The organism is Streptomyces sp. NBC_01276 (assembly GCF_041435355.1).
Classification (GTDB): Bacteria; Actinomycetota; Actinomycetes; order Streptomycetales; family Streptomycetaceae; genus Streptomyces.
Window position 1 is genome coordinate 3,208,154 of sequence record NZ_CP108442.1, and the last position, 20,868, is coordinate 3,229,021.

At 71.9% G+C, this 20,868-nt stretch carries 20 protein-coding genes; 8 read left to right on the forward strand and 12 right to left on the reverse strand.

Going from position 1 to position 20,868, the window contains the following annotated elements:
• Positions 1-28: 28 nt before the first annotated feature.
• The 8 genes from OG295_RS13945 to OG295_RS13980 are packed head-to-tail and all read right to left on the reverse strand — an operon-like array spanning position 29 to position 6,858.
• On the reverse strand, positions 29-2,101 hold the full coding sequence (locus tag OG295_RS13945; protein WP_371677158.1) for an NADH-quinone oxidoreductase subunit L: 2,073 nt from the start codon (positions 2,099-2,101) through the stop codon (positions 29-31).
• Entirely contained in the window at positions 2,098-2,457 is a 360-nt protein-coding gene (gene nuoK / locus OG295_RS13950) for an NADH-quinone oxidoreductase subunit NuoK (protein WP_030241213.1), read from the reverse strand. Before nuoK ends, OG295_RS13945 begins: the two co-directional genes overlap by 4 nt.
• A complete protein-coding gene (locus OG295_RS13955; protein WP_371677159.1) occupies positions 2,457-3,059 on the reverse strand; it encodes an NADH-quinone oxidoreductase subunit J in 603 nt (200 codons plus the stop codon). The genes nuoK and OG295_RS13955 overlap by 1 nt, the downstream gene beginning before the upstream one ends.
• A complete protein-coding gene (locus OG295_RS13960) occupies positions 3,056-3,664 on the reverse strand; it encodes an NADH-quinone oxidoreductase subunit I (protein ID WP_371677160.1) in 609 nt (202 codons plus the stop codon). Before OG295_RS13960 ends, OG295_RS13955 begins: the two co-directional genes overlap by 4 nt.
• Positions 3,664-4,632, reverse strand: coding sequence for an NADH-quinone oxidoreductase subunit H (locus OG295_RS13965; RefSeq protein ID WP_371677161.1), 969 nt, complete (start codon positions 4,630-4,632; stop codon positions 3,664-3,666). The genes OG295_RS13960 and OG295_RS13965 overlap by 1 nt, the downstream gene beginning before the upstream one ends.
• Complete coding sequence (locus OG295_RS13970) at positions 4,629-5,840, reverse strand: NADH-quinone oxidoreductase subunit C (protein ID WP_371677162.1); 1,212 nt, start codon at positions 5,838-5,840, stop codon at positions 4,629-4,631. The genes OG295_RS13965 and OG295_RS13970 overlap by 4 nt, the downstream gene beginning before the upstream one ends.
• Positions 5,837-6,454: an NADH-quinone oxidoreductase subunit B family protein gene (locus OG295_RS13975; protein WP_266841090.1), complete on the reverse strand. Its 618-nt coding sequence runs from the start codon at positions 6,452-6,454 to the stop codon at positions 5,837-5,839. The genes OG295_RS13970 and OG295_RS13975 overlap by 4 nt, the downstream gene beginning before the upstream one ends.
• Positions 6,445-6,858 (reverse strand): NADH-quinone oxidoreductase subunit A, encoded by a 414-nt coding sequence (locus tag OG295_RS13980; protein ID WP_371677163.1) that lies wholly within the window; start codon positions 6,856-6,858, stop codon positions 6,445-6,447. The genes OG295_RS13975 and OG295_RS13980 overlap by 10 nt, the downstream gene beginning before the upstream one ends.
• Positions 6,859-7,015: 157 nt before the next feature.
• Here OG295_RS13980 and OG295_RS13985 point away from each other — a divergent pair, with 157 nt between their 5' ends.
• The 5 genes from OG295_RS13985 to OG295_RS14005 all read left to right on the forward strand — a co-directional run bounded on the left by OG295_RS13985 (position 7,016) and on the right by OG295_RS14005 (position 14,596).
• Positions 7,016-8,182, forward strand: coding sequence for a sensor histidine kinase (locus OG295_RS13985; RefSeq protein ID WP_371677164.1), 1,167 nt, complete (start codon positions 7,016-7,018; stop codon positions 8,180-8,182).
• Between the two features lie 590 nt (positions 8,183-8,772).
• Positions 8,773-10,089: a sensor histidine kinase gene (locus tag OG295_RS13990; protein ID WP_371677165.1), complete on the forward strand. Its 1,317-nt coding sequence runs from the start codon at positions 8,773-8,775 to the stop codon at positions 10,087-10,089.
• 636 nt (positions 10,090-10,725) lie between these two features.
• On the forward strand, positions 10,726-11,385 hold the full coding sequence (locus tag OG295_RS13995) for a response regulator transcription factor (protein ID WP_030241187.1): 660 nt from the start codon (positions 10,726-10,728) through the stop codon (positions 11,383-11,385).
• A 198-nt stretch (positions 11,386-11,583) separates the two neighbouring features.
• Positions 11,584-13,533 (forward strand): 2-oxoacid:acceptor oxidoreductase subunit alpha, encoded by a 1,950-nt coding sequence (locus tag OG295_RS14000; RefSeq protein WP_371677166.1) that lies wholly within the window; start codon positions 11,584-11,586, stop codon positions 13,531-13,533.
• The gene (locus OG295_RS14005) at positions 13,526-14,596 is read left to right on the forward strand and encodes a 2-oxoacid:ferredoxin oxidoreductase subunit beta (RefSeq protein ID WP_371677167.1); all 1,071 of its coding nucleotides are present in this window, start codon (positions 13,526-13,528) and stop codon (positions 14,594-14,596) included. The genes OG295_RS14000 and OG295_RS14005 overlap by 8 nt, the downstream gene beginning before the upstream one ends.
• A 45-nt stretch (positions 14,597-14,641) precedes the next feature.
• On the opposite strand, the gene OG295_RS14010 is transcribed toward OG295_RS14005, so the two are convergent.
• Entirely contained in the window at positions 14,642-15,016 is a 375-nt protein-coding gene (locus tag OG295_RS14010; protein ID WP_371677168.1) for a winged helix-turn-helix transcriptional regulator, read from the reverse strand.
• A gap of 108 nt (positions 15,017-15,124) precedes the next feature.
• On the opposite strand from OG295_RS14010, the gene OG295_RS14015 reads away from it, so the two are divergent.
• The 3 genes from OG295_RS14015 to OG295_RS14025 all read left to right on the forward strand — a co-directional run bounded on the left by OG295_RS14015 (position 15,125) and on the right by OG295_RS14025 (position 18,640).
• On the forward strand, positions 15,125-15,979 hold the full coding sequence (locus tag OG295_RS14015) for an SDR family oxidoreductase (RefSeq protein ID WP_371677169.1): 855 nt from the start codon (positions 15,125-15,127) through the stop codon (positions 15,977-15,979).
• A gap of 120 nt (positions 15,980-16,099) precedes the next feature.
• Positions 16,100-17,119: an EamA family transporter RarD gene (rarD, locus tag OG295_RS14020; RefSeq protein WP_371677170.1), complete on the forward strand. Its 1,020-nt coding sequence runs from the start codon at positions 16,100-16,102 to the stop codon at positions 17,117-17,119.
• 204 nt (positions 17,120-17,323) lie between these two features.
• Positions 17,324-18,640 (forward strand): M28 family metallopeptidase, encoded by a 1,317-nt coding sequence (locus OG295_RS14025; RefSeq protein ID WP_371677171.1) that lies wholly within the window; start codon positions 17,324-17,326, stop codon positions 18,638-18,640.
• A gap of 72 nt (positions 18,641-18,712) precedes the next feature.
• Here OG295_RS14025 and OG295_RS14030 read toward each other — a convergent pair whose 3' ends face one another.
• From OG295_RS14030 to OG295_RS14040, 3 genes are all read right to left on the reverse strand, one after another.
• Positions 18,713-19,129 (reverse strand): hypothetical protein, encoded by a 417-nt coding sequence (locus tag OG295_RS14030; RefSeq protein WP_371677172.1) that lies wholly within the window; start codon positions 19,127-19,129, stop codon positions 18,713-18,715.
• Positions 19,126-19,329, reverse strand: a complete 204-nt coding sequence (locus OG295_RS14035) for a hypothetical protein (protein ID WP_234333790.1) — start codon at positions 19,327-19,329, stop codon at positions 19,126-19,128. Before OG295_RS14035 ends, OG295_RS14030 begins: the two co-directional genes overlap by 4 nt.
• Before the next feature lie 97 nt (positions 19,330-19,426).
• On the reverse strand, positions 19,427-20,647 hold the full coding sequence (locus tag OG295_RS14040) for an outer membrane lipoprotein carrier protein LolA (protein ID WP_371677173.1): 1,221 nt from the start codon (positions 20,645-20,647) through the stop codon (positions 19,427-19,429).
• Positions 20,648-20,868: the final 221 nt, after the last annotated feature.

Genomic DNA, 20,868 nt, shown 5'->3' on the forward strand with positions numbered 1-20,868 from the left:
CTGATATCAATCACGGCTGACTCACGGCTCACGATCCGGCGTTGACGTTGGCGAGGACGGCGGTGGCGATCGCCAGGACCACGGCGCCGGCGAGCAGGGCGCTCAGGTAGCTCTGCACGTTGCCGGTCTGGGCCCGGCGTACGAGGGCGCCGAGCAGCCGGGGGCCGGCGCCCGCGCCGCGGACGTACGTGTCCACGACCTCGCGGTCGAGGAAGCGGACCAGGGTCGCGGCGGCCCGGACGGGGCGGACGAACAGCCGGTCGTACACGGCGTCGAGGTGGAAGCCCTCGGCGGCGTGGCGGTGCAGGGGGCCGAGGAGCGCGCGGCCCGGGTCGGGGGCGGGCCCGGCCGGGACGACGGGGTGCTCGTGGGTGACCTCGGCGACCTCGGGGGTCTCGGCGGCGGACTCCACGGCGGCGAGCGCGGCGGACTCGGCGGCGGCGACGGAGGCGGGCACGGGGGCGCCCGCGGCCGGGCCGACGGGGGCCGTTCCGGGTGCGGTCGTGGCGCGGGCGGCGGCGGTGGCGGCGGCCTTGGCCGCGGCACGCTGCCAGAGGCCGTAGGTCAGGACCACGCCGATGAGGGCGGCGCCCGTGCCGAGGACCGAGGTGGCCACGGTCGGGGTGAGCTCCCTGCCGCCGAACCAGTCGGCGAGGTTTCCGGCGGCGAGGCCGAAGCCGACCGTGGGAATGGCCAGCAGCCACAGCACGCCGGTCATGGCGACGGGCTCCTTGCCGTGGTCGGGGGCGGCGGCGCCCCGGCCGCGGAAGGCCATCAGCCACAGCCGGGTGGCGTAGGCGGCGGTGAGCAGGGCCGTCAGCACGCCGGCGACGAGCACCAGCCAGCCGGCGGCGGCGGGCGCGGCGTCGGAGTGTCCGGTGGCGGTCTGCTCGGCGGCGACGAGGACGGCTTCCTTGGAGAAGAAGCCGGCGAAGGGCGGGATGGCGGCGAGCGCGAGCAGCGCGAGCGTCATCGTCCAGAAGGCGTCGGGGATGCGCTTGGCCAGGCCGTCCATGCGGGACATGGCGGCCAGGGAGTTCGTTCCGGCGGCGTGGATGATGACGCCCGCGCCGAGGAAGAGGAGCGCCTTGAAGGCGCCGTGGGACAGGAGGTGGAAGACGGCGGCCGCGCGGTCGCCGACGGCCAGGGCCCCGGTCATGTAGCCGAGCTGACCGATCGTGGAGTAGGCGAGCACCCGCTTGATGTCGTCCTGTGCCAGGGCGGCGAGGGCGGAGCCGATCATCGTGACGGCCGCCATGACAGCCATGACCACCAGTGCGGCGCGCGAGGCCTCGAAGACGGGCAGGAGGCGGGCGACGAAGTAGACGCCGGCGGCGACCATCGTCGCGGCGTGGATCAGCGCGGAGACCGGGGTGGGGCCCGCCATGGCGTCCGGGAGCCAGGTGTGCAGCGGGAACTGGGCGGACTTGCCGGCGACGCCCGCGAGCAGGAGCAGCGCGATCAGCGTCGGGTGGTCGAGCCCGCCGGAGGCGACGGTGCCCAGGACCTTGGTGATCTGGAAGGAGTCGGCGTCGGTGGCGAGGGCGAACAGTCCGATGAGGAAGGGGACGTCGCCGAGCTTGGTGACGAGGAAGGCCTTGAGGGAGGCGGATCGGGCCGCTTCGGTCTCCCAGTAGTGGCCGACCAGGAAGTACGAGCAGATGCCCATGACCTCCCAGCCGACGAGCAGCACCATGAGGTCGCCGGAGTAGACGACGACCAGCATGGCGGAGGTGAAGAGGGAGACGAGCGCGGCGTACGAGGGGTAGCGCGGGTCGTCGCGGAGGTAGGCCGTCGAGTAGAGCTGTACGCAGGTGGCGACCACCCCGACGAGGACGGCGACGAGGACGGCGAAGCCGTCCAGGTACAGCGACAGGTCGATGGGCACCGAGCCAGTCGGGGTCAGTTCGGTGGCGGTCTCGATGGCCGGGCCGCCGCCCTGGCGGACGGCGACGAACACGGCCAGTACGGCAGCGCCCAGCGTCGGCAGGATGGCCAGCGGCCGGACGAACCCGGGGGCGGTGCGGCCGAGGAGCAGGCCTGCCACCGCGCCGAGGAAGGGCAGGACGGGGACGAGGACCGCGAGGGTCGTGGTGCTCACGCGGCGACCTCCGGCCGGGCGGTGTTGTCGTCGGGCCGGGCGGGCTCGTGGCCCTCGGCGGTGTCGCGCAGCTTGTCGACGTCCGAGGTGCCGCGGTTGCGGTACACCATCAGCACGATCGCGAGGCCGATGCCGATCTCGGCGGCGGCGATGGCGATCGTGAAGAGCGTGAGGGCCTGTCCGGCGTGGAGGGTGTCGCGCAGCCAGACGTCGAAGGCCACCAGGTTGAGGTTGACGGCGTTGAGCATCAGCTCGACGGACATCAGGACCAGGATGGCGTTGCGGCGGGCGAGCACTCCGTAGAGGCCGGTGGCGAACAGGAGCGCCGCCAGGACGGCGGGGTAGGCGAGGTGCATCAGCGCTGGCCCTTCCCGGTGCGGGCGGCGGCGTCGGCGGCTTCCTCGGCGGCGGTGTTGCGCCGGGAGAGCACGATGGCGCCGATGAGGGCCGCGAGGAGGAGGACGGACAGTGCTTCGAAGGGGAGCACCCAGTGCTGGAAGAGGATCTCGCCGGTGACCTTGGTGGAGCCCTGGGCGGGTCCGTCGAGGTCGATCCAGGTGGTGCGGAAGGCGTCGACCACGACCCAGACGAGCGCGGCGCCCGCGGGGCCGGCGACGCCGAGGGCGACCCAGCGGTTGCCGGAGTCGGCGTCCGGTGAGCGGCCGATGGGGGCCTTGGTGAGCATGAGTCCGAAGAGGAGGAGGACGACCACGGAGCCGAGGTAGATCAGGACCTGGACCCAGGCGATGAACTCGGCGGTCAGCAGGAGGTACTCGACGGCGATCCCGCCGAGGGCGACGACCAGCCAGAGGGCGGCGTGCACGAGCTGCTTGGTGGTGACCGTCACGAGGGCGGCGCCGAGGGTGGCGAGGCCGACGAGGACGAAGGCGATCTCGACGCCGGTCGGCGAGAGGAAGCCGTGGCCCGCGGCGGCCAGGGGGGCGGTTGCGATGCTCACGCGTCGGCCTCCGGGGTGGTCGGGGGCGTACCGGGCGCGGTGTCGGCCGCCCGGTCCTGGGCGGCGGCAGCGGCGGCGGCAGCGGCGGCTTCGGCCTTGTCCACGGCCTTGCGGGCGGCGGCGATCTCCTTGGGCTCCTCGGCGGCGGGGTCCAGGGCGGGCGGGGCCGGCACGGTCCACATCCACTCGCGCAGCTTGTCGCGCTCGTGGGTGAGCTCGTGGATGTCGGTCTCCGCGTACTCGAACTCCGGCGACCAGAAGAGGGCGTCGAAGGGGCACACCTCGATGCAGATGCCGCAGTACATGCAGAGGGAGAAGTCGATGGCGAAGCGGTCGAGGACGTTGCGGCTGCGCTCGCGGCCGCCGGGGGTGGCGGCGGGCACCGTCTCCTTGTGGGAGTCGATGTAGATGCACCAGTCGGGGCACTCGCGGGCGCACAGCATGCAGACCGTGCAGTTCTCCTCGAACAGGCCGATGACCCCGCGGCTGCGGGGCGGGAGCTCGGGCTGCGTCTCGGGGTACTGCGCGGTGTGCGCGCGCTTCGTCATCGTGCGCAGGGTGACGGCCAGGCCCTTGGCGAGGCCGGATCCGGGGATCGGGGGCATTACTGGATCGCCACCTTCACGATGCCGGTGAGCGCGATCTGGGCGAGCGCGAGGGGGATGAGCGCGGTCCAGGCGAGCTTCTGGAGCTGGTCCTCGCGCAGCCGCGGGTAGCTCACGCGGAGCCAGATCACGACGAAGGCGAGGACGGCGACCTTGAGGAGGGTCCAGATCCAGCCGAGGCCGTCGCCGCCGAAGGGGCCGTGCCAGCCGCCGAGGAAGAGGACGGTGGTGAGGGCGCACAGGACGACGATGCCGGCGTACTCGGCGAGCAGGAACAGCGCGAATCGCAGGCCGGTGTACTCGGTGTACGCGCCGAAGATGATCTCGGAGTCGGCGACGGGCATGTCGAACGGGGGCCGTTGGAGTTCGGCGAGGCCGGCGGTGAAGAAGACCAGCGCGCCGATGATCTGCCAGGGCAGCCACCACCACTCGAAGGCGTTGACGATGCCGGGCAGGGACACGGTCCCGGCGGCCATGGCCACGGAGGCGGCGGCGAGCAGCATGGGCAGCTCGTACGCGAGCAGCTGGGCGGCCGTCCGGAGGCCACCCAGCAGGGAGAACTTGTTCGCGGAGGCCCAGCCGCCCATGAGGGAGCCGAGGACTCCGATGCCCATGACGGCGAGCGCGAAGAAGAGGCCGGCGTCGATGACCTGGCCGACGGCGCCCTCGCCCGGCCCGATGGGGATGGCCAGGAGGACGAGCAGGTACGGCAGCAGCGCGACGGCGGGGGCGAGCTGGAAGATCCGCCGGTCGGCGTTGGCCGGGACGATGTCCTCCTTCTGCGCGAACTTCACGCCGTCGGCGACGAGCTGGGCCCAGCCGTGGAAGCCGCCGGCGTACATGGGGCCGAGGCGGCCCTGCATGTGCGCCATCACCTTGTGTTCGGTCTGTCCGACGACGAGCGGGAGCACGAGGAAGACGGCGAAGACGACGATGAGTCGCAGGGCGACGTCGAGGACGTCGTTCACGCGTCGCCTCCGGTGGTGTCGGGATCGGAATCGGGATCGGGCTGGGGCTGGGGGGTGCCGGGCTCGGCCTTGGGCTCAGCCTCGGGCTTGGGCTCGGGGCCGGCCCCGGGGTCCGGGGGTGCGGCCGGCGACCCGCCGGGGTCTTCGAAGGCGGGCTTGGGGTTGTGCCAGGGGGCGTCGTCGCTGCGCGGGGCGGAGCGACGGGGTGCGTCCGGCCGCGGGGTCGTCCCGGTGTCCGCGGCCGGGGCCGCCTGGCTCGCCGAGCCGTCCGATGCCGAGCGGCTACGACGGACCGGACGCGCGGCGTCCGGGGCGGCGGTGCCCGGAGCGGCAGCGGAACCCGGGGTGGCGGGGTCCGCCGCCGGGGCCGCCTGGCTCACCGAGCCCTCCGACACCGAACGGCTACGACGGACCGGACGGGCGGTGTCCGGAGCGGCGGTGTCCGGAGCGGCCGTGTCCGGAGCGGCCGTGTCCGGAGCGGCGGCGTCCGCCGCCTGGGTGGCCGAGCCCTCCGTCACCGAGCGGGTGCGCCGGGCCGCCGGGGCCTCCCCGGCCGGACGCGGACGGCGGGCGGGGGCGCCTTCGCCGGCCGCGCGCGGGGTGCGGGCGGGGCGGGCGGGGGCCGGCGGGAGCTGGCCCTTGAGGGGACCCCAGTCGTTCGGGTCGGGCACCCCGGGCGGCAGCATCTGCCGCCGCTTGGGCGCGTCCGGGTCGTGGGCCTCGCCCGGCTCCTTCGCTCCGGGCCACGCCTTGGCGACGCGCGCCGCCAGCACGAAGTCCTTGCGCAGCGGGTGCCCCTCGAAGTTCTCGGGGAGCAGCAGCGGGACGAGGTGCGGGTGGTCGGTGAAGGTGACGCCGAACATCTCGTACGTCTCGCGCTCGTGCCATTCGGCCCCGGCGTACACGGCGACGGCGGACGGCAGGGACGGGGCCGCGTGCGGGACGGTGGTGCGCAGCAGCAGGCGGCGCACGCGGTGGTTCTCCAGGGAGACGACGTGCGCGCAGATCCGGAAGCCCGTGCCGGGCTCGTCGACCGCGCTCAGCCAGTCGAAGTAGGTGCAGCCCAGCTTGTCGCGGGCGATCTCCAGGGCGGGGATCCACGATCCGACCGGGACGTCCACGGTGAGGACGTCGTACGAGAAGGAGCCCACGGCCTCGGCGCCGAAGACGGTGGGGGCCGCGTCGGGGAGGGAGTCGTAGAGGTTCACGCGCCGGCCTCCGGGGCGGAGACGGGGGCGGGCGGGGGCGTGACGAGGCCGCTGGTCAGCTGGGAGACCGAGGGGGCCGCCGCGTACCGCTCCGCGAGGGACTCCCGAGCGATCTTCTCCTGGAGCTTGAGGATGCCCTGGAGGAGCGCTTCGGGACGGGGCGGGCAGCCGGGGACGTAGACGTCGACCGGGATGATCTGGTCGACGCCCTTGGTGACCGAGTACGAGTCCCAGTAGGGGCCGCCGCAGTTGGAGCAGGCGCCGAAGGAGATGACGTACTTCGGCTCGGGCATCTGCTCGTAGAGCCGCTTGACGGCCGGCGCCATCTTGTCCGTCACCGTGCCCGAGACGATCATCAGGTCGGCCTGGCGCGGGCCCGGCGCGAAGGGGATGACGCCGAGCCGGATGAAGTCGTGGCGGGCCATGGAGGCGGCGATGAACTCGATCGCGCAGCAGGCGAGCCCGAAGTTGAACACCCACAGGCTGTAGCGGCGGCCCCAGTTCAGGACCACCTTCATGGGCTCCGGGGCGAGGCGGGAGAGGACTCCCAGGCGCTTGGGCTCCGGGAGCAGCTCGGGCTGGACCGTCACGTCCACCTGCGGTGTCACGTCCATTCGAGGACGCCCTTCTTGTACGCGTAGAGCAGGCCGACGGCCAGGAAACCGAGGAAGACGAACATCTCCACCAGGGTCGTGGCGCCGTAACCGGCGGCGGCGAACACCGTCGCCCACGGGAAGAGGAAGATCGAGTCGACCGCGAAGATGACGTAGAGGAAGGCGTAGACGTAGTAGCGGACCTGGGTGTGTGCCCAGCCCTCGCCCACGGGGTCCACACCGCACTCGTAGGTCAGCAGCTTCTCGGGGGTCGGGACGACGGGCCGCAGCAGGCGGCCGGCGCCGAAGGCCACCGCCACGAAGAGCACGCCGAGGACCGCGAGCAGGCCGACGACCGAATAACTCCGGAAGTAGTCCGCGGCGGTCACGGTCACGGTCACGGTCGATACCGTTGGGTCGGGCACGTCCGTTTCCTCGCTCCTCGGCCACTGTCGACGATCTGGTTGATCTGGTACGGACGGGAGTCTAGGGCCTGGGCTGCGCGGGGTGGGGTTATCCCCCGTTCACTGCCGCCGGGCCGCCCCATGGCATCGGCCGGACGGAATTGGCAGGCTGTCCGGCATGACCGTGAACGATCAAGCTCCGTTCCCTCCTCCCGTCCGCCCCGCCTTCGACGCGGTCACGTGGAAGGAGATCGCTCATCTGCTGGGCAATCTGCCGGTGGCGTTGATCGGTTTTGTTTACACGGTGTTCATGGTCGCCACGACCGGCGGCCTGTCCGTGACCGCCGTCGGACTGCCCCTGCTCGTTTGTGGCCTCTACGGGGCTCGCCTGCTCGGGAAGTTCGAGCGGATGCGCGCGCGGGCCCTGCTGGGGGTGCGGGTGGCCGAGCCGACCCCGCTGCCGGGGCCGCGGCGCGCGGGCGGGTTCTTCGCCTGGCTGTGGGCGGGCGTGAAGGACCCGGTGGGCTGGCGGACCGTGCTGTACGAGCTGGTCCGGCTGCCGTGGGGGGTACTGACCTTCACGGTAACGCTGACGGGCCTGTTCGTGCTGTGGCCGGTCCTGCCGTACCTGGTCCGCGGCATGGCCAATGTGGACCGGGCGCTGGTACGGGGCCTGCTGTCGCCCTCGGACGAGCTGGAGCGGCGCATCGCGGAGCTGGAGTCGGGCCGCGGGGTGGTCGTGGACACGGCGGCGGCCGACCTGCGGCGCATCGAGCGGGACCTGCACGACGGGGCGCAGGCGCGGCTGGTCGCCCTCGCGATGGGGCTGGGTCTGGCGAAGGAGAAGCTGCTGGAGGACCCGGAGGGGGCAGCGGCGATGGTCGACGAGGCGCACGGGGAGGTGAAGCTCGCCCTCCAGGAGCTGCGGGACCTGGCGCGCGGGATCCACCCGGCCGTGCTGACCGACCGGGGCCTGGACGCGGCCCTGTCCTCGGTGGCCTCGCGCTGCCTGGTGCCGGTGAAGGTGTCGGTGGACCTGCCAGCCCGGCCGGCGGAGGCGATCGAGGGGATCGCGTACTTCACGGTCTCCGAGCTGCTGCAGAACGTCAGCAAGCACGCGGGGGCGCGGAGCGCGAGCGTCGAGGTGTGGCGGGCGGGGCCGCGGCTGTTGATCCGGGTCTCGGACGACGGGCGGGGCGGGGCGCGGATGGCCGGCGGGACGGGGACGGGGATGGCCGGTCTCGCGGAGCGGCTGCGGGCGGTGGACGGGGTGTTCGTGGTGGATTCCCCTGAAGGGGAGGGCACGGTGGTCTCGGCGGAGCTGCCGTGGCGGGAGCGGGGGTAGGCGGTACGGATCCTTTGCCGGGGGCGGAGCCGGGGCCGGGGCCCGACCCGGAGCCGGGGCCGACCCAGAGCCGGGGCCCGGATCGAGAGCCGGTACCCGGATCGGGAGCCGGGATCGGAATCAGGGGAGGCGATTCGGAGAGCAATCGGGGAGCGGGGATCTAGCGGGGCTTTCGGCCTGGGCGGGCCGGGCCCCGCCCGTGTGTCCGGGTTCGGGGGCGGTCATCCGGGTCTCCTGGGCCCCCGCATCGCGGGTCCCGGGGGCGGTCGTCCCGGAAATCGGGGTCCGGGGTCCGGTGGGTGGGGTCAGGGGTTCGGGGGTCCGGAAGTGGGGGCGGAACGCAGCGGTGTGGGGTGGACCGCCGCGGCGCCGCCCGCCAGGCCGGAGCGAGTCGGACCGCCCTCGGGGTGGGCCGCCCTCGGGGTGGGCCGCCCTCGGATGGGTTGCCGTCGGGTGGCCCGTCGCCAGGCGGGTCGTCGTGGGGTGGGGTTAACCCCCGGGAGCAGAGGCCGACCCGCCGCATGGTCCGGAATAGGGCCGGGCGGCAGGCTTGAAGCCGTCAAGGACACGAGGAAGGGCGGGGCGGGATCATGGGCAACGGCATGGGCGGCAGCGGCGGCCCGGGCGGCAGCGGGCTCGCCGCCGTGCTGCGGGCACCGGTGGCGGCGCGGACCTGGCGGGAGTTCGGGTACCTGCTCATCGGGCTTCCGCTGAGCGCCCTGTACTTCTGCGTCGCCGTGACGGGCGTGGCCGTCGGCGCCGGGCTGCTCGTCACCTTCCTCGGGGTGCCGGTCCTGGCCGGTGTCCTCATGGTGTGCCGGGGCTTCGGGCGGATCGAGCGCGGCCGGGTACGTTCGCTGCTGCGGATGCCGGTCGCCGAACCGGCGCCGGTCCGGGCCGGCAAGAGCGGGGCCCTGGCGAGCATGGGGGCGCTGCTCAAGAGCGGGAGCGCCTGGCGCCACGTGCTGTACTCGGTGGTGCACTTCCCGTGGGCGGTGTTCGCCTTCTGCCTCGCGCTGACGCTGTGGGCCTACGGGTGGAGCGCCCTGCTGTACCCGCTGTGGTTCTGGGTGTTCCCCGCCTTCACCGACCAGCCCGGCCTCCAGCTCTTCCAGAACGGCGACTACCGCTTCTACCTCGACTCGCCCGTCGCCGTGGCGGCCACCTGCCTGGCCGGGCTCCTGGTCACACTCGCCACGCCCTGGGTCATCCGCGCCCTGACCGGCGTCGAGCGGATCCTGGTCGGCGGGCTGCTGGGTCGCTCCCGCCTCGACGACCGGGTCCGGGAGCTGGAGTCCGACCGCGGGGTGGTCGTGGACACGGCGGCGGCCGACCTGCGGCGCATCGAGCGGGACCTGCACGACGGGGCCCAGGCGCGGCTGGTCGCCCTCGCGATGGACCTGGGTCTGGCGAAGGAAAAGCTGACGGAGGACCCGGCGGGGGCCGCCCGGATGGTGGACGCGGCCCACGGGGAGGTGAAGGTCGCCCTCCAGGAGCTGCGGGACCTGGCGCGCGGGATCCACCCGGCCGTGCTGACCGACCGGGGCCTGGACGCGGCCCTGTCCTCCGTGGCCTCGCGGTGCGCCGTGCCGGTGAAGGTGTCGGTGGACCTGCCGGCCCGGCCGGTGGCGGCGATCGAGGGGATCGCGTACTTCACGGTCTCCGAGCTGCTGCAGAACGTCAGCAAGCACGCGGGGGCGCGGGGCGCGAGCGTCGACGTGTGGAAGTCCGGGGGGCGGCTGCTGGTCCAGGTCGCGGACGACGGGCGGGGCGGGGCGGATCCGCGGGGCGGGACGGGGCTTGCGGGGCTCTCCGAGCGGCTGGACGCCGTGGACGGGGTGCTGGTGGTGGACTCCGAGGCGGGGCGGGGGACCACGGTGACGGCGGAGCTTCCCTGGCGGGCCTGACCTTGCCCTGGCCGGGCCTTTACGGGGCTTCCCCGGGGCTTCCCCGGCGGCCCCCGGCCAAGCCGCGGTGCCGGGTGCGGTGCCGCTGTGCCCCGTGCCCGGTGCCGCTGCGCGGGGCTGCTCCCCGCCCCGCCCTTCGCCCGTTCCCCCCTCAGGCGCCGGGGAGGCTGTCGGCTCGGTGCGGGCCGTCTCCCGGGGGCTCCGCCCCCGGACCCCCGCGCCTCAAACGCCGGCGAGGCTGGATTTTGGCGGCGTCGGCCCCACATCCGCCCGCCCCACACACCCGCGAAGCCAGAGTTTGGCGGCGTCGGCCCCGCATCCGCCCGCCCCACACACCCGCGAAGCCAGAGTTTGGCGGCGTCGGCCCCGCATCCGCCCGCCCCACACACCCGCGAAGCCAGAGTTTGGCGGGGTCGGCCCCGCATCCGCCCGCGCCGCGAGCGTCGCTGAGGCTGGAATGGGACGGCGCGGCTTGATCGGGCCGGATTTCGTTCGTCCCGCACGCACTTGTTGACCAAGACCGCCCTTTACCGGGCCTTTGGGCTGGGATGCTTGGCTCGGCCAGGGAAACCCGGCTGCCGGGAATGGGTTCCGGATGACGAGTGGACGCGGGAGCTGCTGAACGTGGACGACAGGGTGCGGGTGGTCATCGCCGAGGATTCAGTGCTGCTGCGCGAGGGCCTGACCCGGTTGCTGACCGACCGGGGGCATGACGTCGTGGCCGGCGTCGGGGACGCGGAAGCCCTGATCAAGACGGTGGCGGACCTCGCGGCCGAGAACGCGCTGCCGGACGTGGTGGTGGCCGACGTCCGGATGCCGCCGACGCACACCGACGAGGGCGTACGGGCCGCCGTACGTCTGCGCCGGGAGCATCCCGGGATCGGGGTGCTCGTGCTGTCCCAGTACGTGGAGGAGCAGTACGCCACCGAACTGTTGGCCGGTTCCAGCACCGGAGTGGGGTATCTGCTCAAGGATCGCGTGGCCGACGTTCGAGAGTTCCTCGACGCCGTCGTCCGGGTGGCCCGGGGCGGTACGGCCCTGGATCCCGAGGTCGTGGCCCAGTTGCTCGGCCGGAGCCGCAAGCAGGACGTCCTGGCCGGTCTGACCCCCCGCGAGCGGGAGGTATTGGGCCTGATGGCGGAAGGGCGCACGAATTCCGCGGTGGCCAAGCAGCTCGTGGTCAGCGACGGAGCGGTCGAGAAGCACGTCAGCAATATCTTCATGAAGCTCGGGCTGTCCCCGAGTGACGGGGATCACCGGCGCGTACTGGCGGTCCTCACCTATCTGAGGTCCTGATCAACTGACACTCTGCCAGGTAGAGCACACCGGCACAGGTCGGGGGATTCGGAATATTCGCGTAGAGCACGACGTCTGTCGGACAGACCGGCCCGGAAGGGCCGGTCCATAATGCGGGCGCCCAGGGGCCGAAAATCCTCACGGACGTAGGGTTGGCCTTGGGAACGAACGCCCGCGCCTCGAAGGAGGTCCAGTTCAGTGACCAGCCAGGTCAGTAGCCCGGCCGAGCAGGCCGACGGGGCCGGTGGGTCCATCGGCGAGCAGCGCAGCGAGCGCGCGCCCGATGGAGCCGGCAAGGAAATCCGCCGCGTGGACCGCGTGATCATCCGTTTCGCGGGTGATTCGGGTGACGGTATGCAGCTGACGGGTGACCGTTTCACGTCGGAGACGGCGTCGTTCGGGAACGATCTTTCGACGCTGCCGAATTTCCCGGCGGAGATCCGGGCGCCTGCCGGGACGCTGCCGGGTGTGTCGTCGTTCCAGCTGCATTTCGCGGATCACGACATCCTCACTCCGGGTGACGCGCCGAACGTTCTGGTGGCGATGAATCCGGCGGCGCTGAAGGCGAACATCGCGGACGTGCCGCGTGGTGCGGAGATCATCGTGAACACGGACGAGTTCACGAAGCGGCCGATGGCGAAGGTGGGGTACGAGACCTCTCCGCTGGAGGACGGGTCGCTGGACGCCTACCGGGTGCACGGGGTGCCGCTGACCACGCTGACGGTGGAGGCGCTGAAGGACTTCGGGCTGTCGCGCAAGGAGGCCGAGCGCAGCAAGAACATGTTCGCGCTGGGGCTGCTGTCGTGGATGTACCACCGTCCGACGGAGAACACCGAGAAGTTCCTGCGGCAGAAGTTCGCGAAGAAGCCGGACATCGCCGAGGCGAACATCGTGGCGTTCCGGGCGGGCTGGAACTTCGGTGAGACGACGGAGGATTTCGCGGTCTCCTATGAGGTGGCTCCGGCGACGAAGGCGTTCCCGGCGGGTACGTACCGCAACATCTCGGGGAACCTGGCGCTGTCGTACGGGCTGATCGCGGCGGCCCGGCAGGCGGATCTGCCGCTGTATCTGGGTTCGTACCCGATCACGCCGGCGTCGGACATCCTGCACGAGCTGTCGAAGCACAAGAACTTCGGTGTGCGCACGTTCCAGGCCGAGGACGAGATCGCGGGTATCGGTGCGGCGCTGGGTGCGGCGTTCGGGGGTGCGCTGGGGGTGACGACGACCTCGGGGCCCGGTGTGGCCCTCAAGTCGGAGACGATCGGGCTCGCGGTCTCCCTGGAGCTGCCGCTGCTGATCGTGGACATCCAGCGCGGCGGGCCCTCGACCGGTCTGCCGACCAAGACCGAGCAGGCCGACCTGCTCCAGGCGATGTACGGGCGCAACGGGGAGGCCCCCGTGCCGATCGTCGCCCCCCGCACCGCCGCCGACTGCTTCGACGCCGCCATCGACGCCGCCCGGATCGCGCTCACCTACCGCACCCCGGTACTGCTGCTCTCCGACGGCTACCTCGCCAACGGCTCCGAGCCCTGGCGGATCCCGGACGTGGCCGACCTGCCCGACCTCAAGGTGCAGTTCGCGACCGCCCCGAACCACACCCTGGCCGACGGCACCGAGGTGTTCTGGCCCTACAAGAGGGACCCGGAGACACTGGCCAGGCCGTGGGCGGTCCCGGGGACCCCGGGGCTGGAGCACCGCATCGGCGGGATCGAGAAGCAGGACGGCACCGGGAACATCTCCTACGACCCGGCCAACCACGACCACATGGTCCGCACCCGCCAGGCCAAGATCGACGGCATCGCCGTACCCGACCTGGAGGTCGACGACCCCTCCGGCACCGCCCGCACCCTCGTGCTGGGCTGGGGCTCCACCTACGGCCCCATCACCGCCGCCGTCCGCCGGCTGCGCGCCCAGGGGACGGCCATCGCGCAGGCCCACCTGCGCCACCTCAACCCCTTCCCGGGGAATCTCGAAGAGGTCCTGAAGCGTTACGACAAGGTAGTGGTACCCGAGATGAACCTCGGACAGCTGGCCACCCTGATCCGGGCGAAGTACTTGGTCGACGCCCAGTCGTACAACCAGGTCAACGGAATGCCCTTCAAGGCGGAGCAGCTCGCGACGGTTCTCAAGGAGGCCATCAATGACTGAGGTGACCGACGCCCCCCAGCACCTGCTGTCCTTGGTCCCCAAGGCCGAGGCCAAGCAGTCGATGAAGGACTTCAAGTCGGACCAGGAGGTCCGCTGGTGTCCGGGATGCGGCGACTACGCCGTCCTCGCCGCCGTGCAGGGCTTCATGCCCGAGCTGGGACTGGCCAAGGAGAACATCGTCTTCGTCTCCGGCATCGGCTGCTCCTCCCGCTTCCCGTACTACATGAACACCTACGGGATGCACTCCATCCACGGCCGCGCCCCCGCCATCGCCACCGGACTCGCCTCCTCCCGCCGCGACCTGTCCGTCTGGGTCGTCACCGGCGACGGCGACGCCCTCTCCATCGGCGGCAACCACCTCATCCACGCCCTGCGCCGCAACGTCAACCTCAAGATCCTCCTCTTCAACAACAGGATCTACGGCCTCACCAAGGGCCAGTACTCACCCACCTCCGAGGTCGGCAAGATCACCAAATCCACGCCGATGGGCTCCCTCGACGCCCCCTTCAACCCCGTCTCCCTCGCCCTGGGAGCCGAGGCCTCCTTCGTGGCCCGCACCATCGACTCCGACCGCAAACACCTCACCGAAGTCCTGCGCCAGGCCGCCGACCACCCCGGCACCGCCCTCGTCGAGATCTACCAGAACTGCAACATCTTCAACGACGGCGCCTTCGACGCCCTCAAGGACCAGGAACAGGCCCGCGAAGCCGTCATCCGCCTCGAACACGGCCGCCCCATCCGCTTCGGCACCGACGACACCAGAGGCGTCATCCGCAACGAGCACACCGGCGACCTCGACGTGGTCACCGTGACACCGGAGAACACCTCCCGGATCCTCGTCCACGACGCCCACGCCACCAGCCCCACCACCGCCTTCGCCCTCTCCCGCCTCGCCGACCCCGACACCCTCCACCACACCCCCATCGGCGTCTTCCGCGACACCACCCGCCCCGTCTACGACACCCTCATGGCCGACCAGCTCGACAGGGCCGTCGACCAGAAGGGCAAGGGCGACCTGGCGACGCTGCTCGCCGGCAACGACACCTGGACGGTCGTCGGCTGACCGATACCGCCGGCCGGCCGCAGCCGTACGGAAGCCCGGATCCCGCTACGGGGTCCGGGCTTCGTCGTACGCGACGCGGGCCCGCTCCACCTCGCCGGTGCGACGCTCCGTCCAGCGCGCCAGCGCCCACACCTGCTCGGCGGCCTCACGGCCCAGGTCCGTCAGGGAGTAGTCCACGTGCGGCGGGATCACCGGGCGGGCGTGGCGCAGGACGAATCCGTCGCGTTCCAGGGTCTGGAGGGTCTGGGCCAGCATCTTCTCGCTGACCCCGCCGACCTCGCGGCGCAGCTCGCTGAACCGGTACGAGCGCTCGAACAGGGCGGCGAGCACCAGGACGCCCCAGCGGCTGGTGACGTGTTCCAGGATGCCGCGCGAGGGGCACATGGGGGCTTTGACGCTCACTTCGACACTTACTTCCATACCAGTACCTTACTTTGAAGTGGGTACTTACGGATAGTTAGCGCTCTCCATAAGCTTGTGTCATCACCGCACGAAAGCCCCAGAGACCCACACAGGAGCGTGAGCGTCATGAGCATCGTCGTCACCGGAGCCACCGGATCCCTCGGCCGCCTCGTCGTCGAGGAGCTGCTGGACCGGGTCCCCGCCGACCGCCTGGCCGTCGTCGTACGCAACCGGGAGAAGGCAGCCGACCTGGCCGCGCGCGGCATCGAGGTCCGGGTCGCGGACTACGACGACCCCGCGAGCCTGGCCGGCGCCTTCCGGGCCGGCGACCGCGTACTGCTGATCTCCGGCAGCGAGGTCGGCCGCCGCGTCCCGCAGCACACGGCCGTGATCAAGGCGGCGGAGGCGGCCGGGGTGGCCCAGCTGGCCTACACCGGGATCCTCGGCGGGCCCGAGGCGGACTTCGAGCTGGCGGCCGAGCACAAGGTCACCGAGCAGGCGGTCCTCGACTCCGGCCTGCCCTACACCTTCCTGCGCAACGGCTGGTACCACGAGAACTACACCGCGCAGCTGGCCTCGGTCCTGGAGCACGGGGCCGTCCTCGGCAGCGCGGGCGAGGGCCGGATCGCCTCGGCGGCCCGCGCGGACTACGCGGCGGCGGCCGCCGCGGTGCTGACCGGCGAGGGCCACCTGAACCGGGTCTACGAGCTCTCCGGGGACACCGCCTGGAGCCTGGCGGAGTACGCCGCCGAGGTGGCGCGGCAGTCCGGGCGCGAGGTCGCGTACGCCGCCGTCCCGGCGGACGCCCACCTGACGGCGCTGACCGGGGCCGGGGTGCCCGAGGGCTTCGCGGCGATCCTGGTCGACGTGGACGCGGCGATCTCGCGCGGCCGTCTCGCCGGGACCAGCGGGGACCTGGCCCGGCTGATCGGACGGCCGACGACCCCGGTGGCCCGCGCCATCGGCGCCGCCCTGGCCTGAGGAACGCGCGACGGCGGCCGGATGTCATGAGTATCTCGCCGTAACGGGCATGACAGCGGCCCCCCGCGGCGCTACGGTCGTGAGGTTGTGAGATTGGCCGGAAGTCGCACTGGAGGGCCCGTGAAGGCACAGAACGAGCAGCGCGCGGGTCTGCTCTACGGATTCGGCGCGTACGGGATGTGGGGGCTGGTCCCCCTCTTCTGGCCGCTGCTCAAGCCGTCCGGGGCGATCGAGATCCTCGCCCACCGCATGGTGTGGTCAGTGGCGGTGGTCGGCGTCGCGCTGATCGCGCTGCGCCGCTGGAGCTGGATGGCGGAGCTGCTGCGCCAGCCGCGCAAGCTGGCGCTGACCGCGCTGGCCGCGACCGTGATCAGCGTGAACTGGGGCCTGTACATCTGGTCGGTCAACAACGGCCACGTGGTCGAGGCCAGCCTCGGCTACTTCATCAACCCGCTGGTGACCATCGCGCTCGGCGTCCTGGTCCTCGGGGAGCGGCTGCGCCGCCCCCAGTGGGCCGCGGTCGGCATCAGTTTCGCCGCCGTCCTGGTCCTGGCCATCGGGTACGGGCGCCCGCCGTGGATCTCGCTCGCCCTGGCCTCCTCCTTTGCCACCTACGGGCTGATCAAGAAGAAGCTCGGCATGGGCGGGCTGGAGTCGCTGACCGCCGAGACGGCGATGCTGTTCCTGCCCGCGCTGGGCTACCTGCTGTGGCTCGCCGCCGAGGGACGCTCGACGTTCGCCTCACTGGGGCTCGGACACTCCGCCCTGCTCGCCTCGACCGGGCTGGTCACCGCGATCCCGCTGGTCTGCTTCGGGGCGGCCGCGATCCGCGTTCCGCTGTCCACGCTGGGGCTGCTGCAGTACCTGGCGCCGGTGTTCCAGTTCGGGCTCGGGGTGCTGTACTTCCACGAGGCGATGCCGCCCGAGCGCTGGGCCGGCTTCTCCCTGGTCTGGGCCGCGCTGGTCCTGCTGAGCTGGGACGCGCTGCGCAGCTCCCGGCGCTCGCGGGCCCGGCTGGCACAGGCCGCGGGGAACGCGGCGGCGCCCGCCGCGGTACCGGCCGCTTCCGTCGCGGAGCCCGCCCCTCCGGCCGCAGACGCCCCCGCGGCGGGGGCGGCCCCCACCCGTGGGCCCGCGTAACGGCCTTCACTCCTCTCCCCCGGTCCCCGGTACGAAACCTTCGTACCGGGGATCGTCCGTTTACCGAACTCCCTTGACCGGATTCTGGTCTTGACGGACAGTCACGCTCTCACTGAACATCAGGCTCGCACTGGCGCATCATCGTTCACCTGATCGATCCCGCACGTTCCGTCTCATCCCCATACGGAATCACGGAGCCCCCACATGAGCCTGTCCGTCTCCCGGCGCCTGGCCGCCGTGACCGCACTCGCGGTCGCGGGCCTGCTGGCCGCCACCTCCCCCGCCGCGCTCGCCGCGCCCACGGCCGTCACCGCCGCGCCGACGCCGCCCGACATCCCGCTGGCCAACGTCAAGGCCCACCTGGCGCAGTTCTCCTCCATAGCCGCCGCCAACGGCGGCAACCGCGCCCACGGCCGGTCCGGCTACAAGGCCTCGATCGACTACGTGAAGGGCAAGCTGGACGCGGCCGGTTTCACCACCACGCTGCAGACCTTCACCTCCAGCGGCGCCACCGGCTACAACCTGATCGCCGACTGGCCGGGCGGCGACCCGAACTCCGTGCTGATGTCCGGCTCCCACCTGGACTCGGTGACGGCCGGCGCGGGCATCAACGACAACGGCTCCGGTTCGGCGGCCGTCCTGGAGACGGCGCTGGCGGTCTCCCGCGCGGGCCTGCAGCCCACCAAGCACCTGCGTTTCGGCTGGTGGGGCGCGGAGGAGCTGGGCCTGGTCGGTTCGAAGTACTACGTGAACAACCTGCCGGCGGCCGAGAAGGCGAAGATCTCCGGCTACCTGAACTTCGACATGATCGGCTCGCCGAACCCGGGCTACTTCGTCTACGACGACGACCCGACCATCGAGCAGACCTTCAAGAACTACTACGCCGGCCTCGGCATCCCCACCGAGATCGAGACCGAGGGCGACGGCCGCTCCGACCACGCCCCCTTCAAGAGCGCGGGCATCCCCGTCGGCGGCCTGTTCTCCGGCGCCGACTACACCAAGACGGCGGCGCAGGCCCAGAAGTGGGGCGGCACCTCCGGCCAGGCCTTCGACGCCTGCTACCACTCCTCCTGCGACACCACCGCGAACATCAACGACACCGCCCTGGACCGCAACGCGGACGCCATCGCCTACGCGGTCTGGAACCTCGGGGCGGCCACCCCGGTCCCGCCTGGCCCGTCCTTCGAGAACACCGCGGACGTGAACATCCCGGACTCCCCCGGCGCCGCGGTGACCTCGCCGATCACGGTCTCCGGCGTCACGGGCAACGCGCCCGCCACCACGAAGGTCGACGTCAACATCGTCCACACCTACCGCGGTGACCTGGTGATCAACCTGATCGCCCCGGACGGCACGGCGTACCTGCTGAAGAACTCCGGCTCGGACTCGGCCGACAACGTGATCGCCACCTACACGGTGAACGCGTCGAGCGAGGTGGCCAACGGGGTCTGGAAGCTCCAGGTCAAGGACGTGGCGGCGCAGGACGTCGGCTACATCAACAGCTGGAAGATCACCTTCTGACGGACCGCCCTCCGGCAGCCATCCGCCGAATGGTCCGGTCCTCCAGGGCACCCCGACGAGGTGCCGGTGGCGCTACGCGTCCTCGGCCGCCGGCCGCAGCGAGGCGGGCAGGGGTTCCTGGATGCGGGCGCGCAGTTCCTCCGCGACCGCCCCGATGTCCACCCGGCCCAGCTTCGCGGCCTCCACCAGGTCGCCCAGCTCCTCCGGCGAGGGCAGCTGCTTGGCCCCGGCCACCCGCAGGTACGAGCGGGTGGCCGCGGCCGCGTAGAACTCGTTCATCGGGGATTCCAGCGCGGGGCACACGGCGAGGGTGTGCAGGAACGCGGCGGCCCGCCAGGCCGTGTCGGGAGCGGGCTGCTCGGGCACCAGCACCAGGTCGTTCTGGTGCCGGGCGACGGCCGCGGCGACCCCGGAGGGGTCCCACACGGCGGGATCCGACGGCAGATGGTGGGCCAGGGCCGTCCAGGCCCATTCCATGGTGATCTTCAATTGCCGAACCGCTCCTGGAAGTAGCCCCAGTGGTCGGCGAACTCCTCTATGCCCGACAGGAAGGTCTTCCGGTCCTCGTCGAGTTCGCGCTCGGTGACCTCGGTGATCAGCGCGGTCACCGTCGTCCCCAGTGCCGCCGCGCGCGCCTTGAGGCGCTCGTGGAACTCTTCGTCCAGGCGGATGGTGACGTGTCTCGACATGGCGTTCACGGTACAGCGGCCCTGCTGTACACAGGAGCGAAACAGGACAAGGGTGGCCGGGGACACACGTCCCCGGCCACCCCCGTCGGTGGTGCGCCTACTTGGCGGAGTCCGCCGTCTTCACCAGCTGGTCCTTGGTGACCGCGCCGACGTAGACCTTGCCGTCATCGGTGATCAGCGCGTTGACCAGGCGGGTGGAGAAGATCCGGCCCTCGCCGAACTTCCCGGTGACCTTGTCCCCGAGGGAGTTCAGGAACTGCTTGGCCTCCTTCGGCGCGTTCTTGTCCTTCTCGATGTCGCTCAGGTTCTTGCCGGCACCGGTGTCGATGCGCGCGACCGTCGCCCAGCCCTCGCCGAGGACCTTCACATCGCCCTTGCCGCCCTTGCCGTCCGCCCCGCCGGTCAGCGCGTCCAGACCGGGGAAGGCCTCCAGCGGCCCGAACTGCTTGCCGTGCTCCCCGCCCTTCCCGGCGGCCTTGTCCGCGCCCTCGGTCACCTTGGCGCCCTTGGGCGGGGTGAAGGAGAAGGCGTCGGCGGCCGGCTTGGCGAAGTCGACCTGGGTGAAGCCCGCCTCGGCGATCGGCTTGCCGCCCTGGCTGGAGAGCAGCTGGACCCGCAGCGGCACGCCGTTCCTGGCGTCGACGGCGATCCGGACCGAGCCGACGGTGGAGCCGCTCTGCTTGGGCTTCAGGACGAGCTGGTAGGCGTCGCGGCCGGCGACCTGCGCGGTGTCGCCCACGCCGATCTCGGTGGTCGGGCCGGCCTGCTTGATCAGGTCCTGGGCCATCTGCTGCGGCGAGGCCGCGAGCCGGTCGGCCGTCTTCGGGTGCTCCTTGCCCTTGCCCGCGTCCTTGCCGTCGGCCTTCTCGTGGAAGGCCTCGTTGGACTTGGAGTCGTAGCCCCAGACGTCCGTGCCGTTGTGGACGAGGGTGTACTCGTCCTTGCCGTCCAGGAAGGTCAGCTTCTGCCGGTCCGGGCCGTCGGCCGCGACGCGGAAGGTGTGCGTGCCGTTCGCCAGCTGCGCGACCTTGTCCTGCGGGTCGGCCGAGCCGCCCGCGACCCCGCCGCCGCCCAGCAGGCCGGAGGCGAGCGTCGGCAGACCCAGGTCGGTGCTGAGCTTGGCCGTACCGGTGAGCTGCTGGACGTCGGACGCCGCGACCTTCTCGATCAGCTGCTGCGCCGTCACCTTGGGCAGGTCCGGGCCGCCGGCGTTGGCGAAGGCCGGGACCATCGCCACGGTCGCCGCGGCGACGCCCGCCACCGCTACCGGTACCGCGTACCGGGCGGCCTTGCGAGAGGTCTTCGTGTTCGCTGCCATGTCAGTGCCCTGCCCTCTGTGTCTGTGGCGGCGACCCCCGTGTCACCGCGCTCACCCGATCCGGTGGGGTTGATGACTCCATCTGACCAAATGGGCGGGCTCGGGGCGTCAGTCCCCGGAATCAACTGCGCGTACGACCGTGGGATGACACGGAAGGGGGCCCCTCACCCCGGACCCGTAGGGGTCGCCGGGGGCGAGGGGCCCCTTGCGGTGCCGATGGG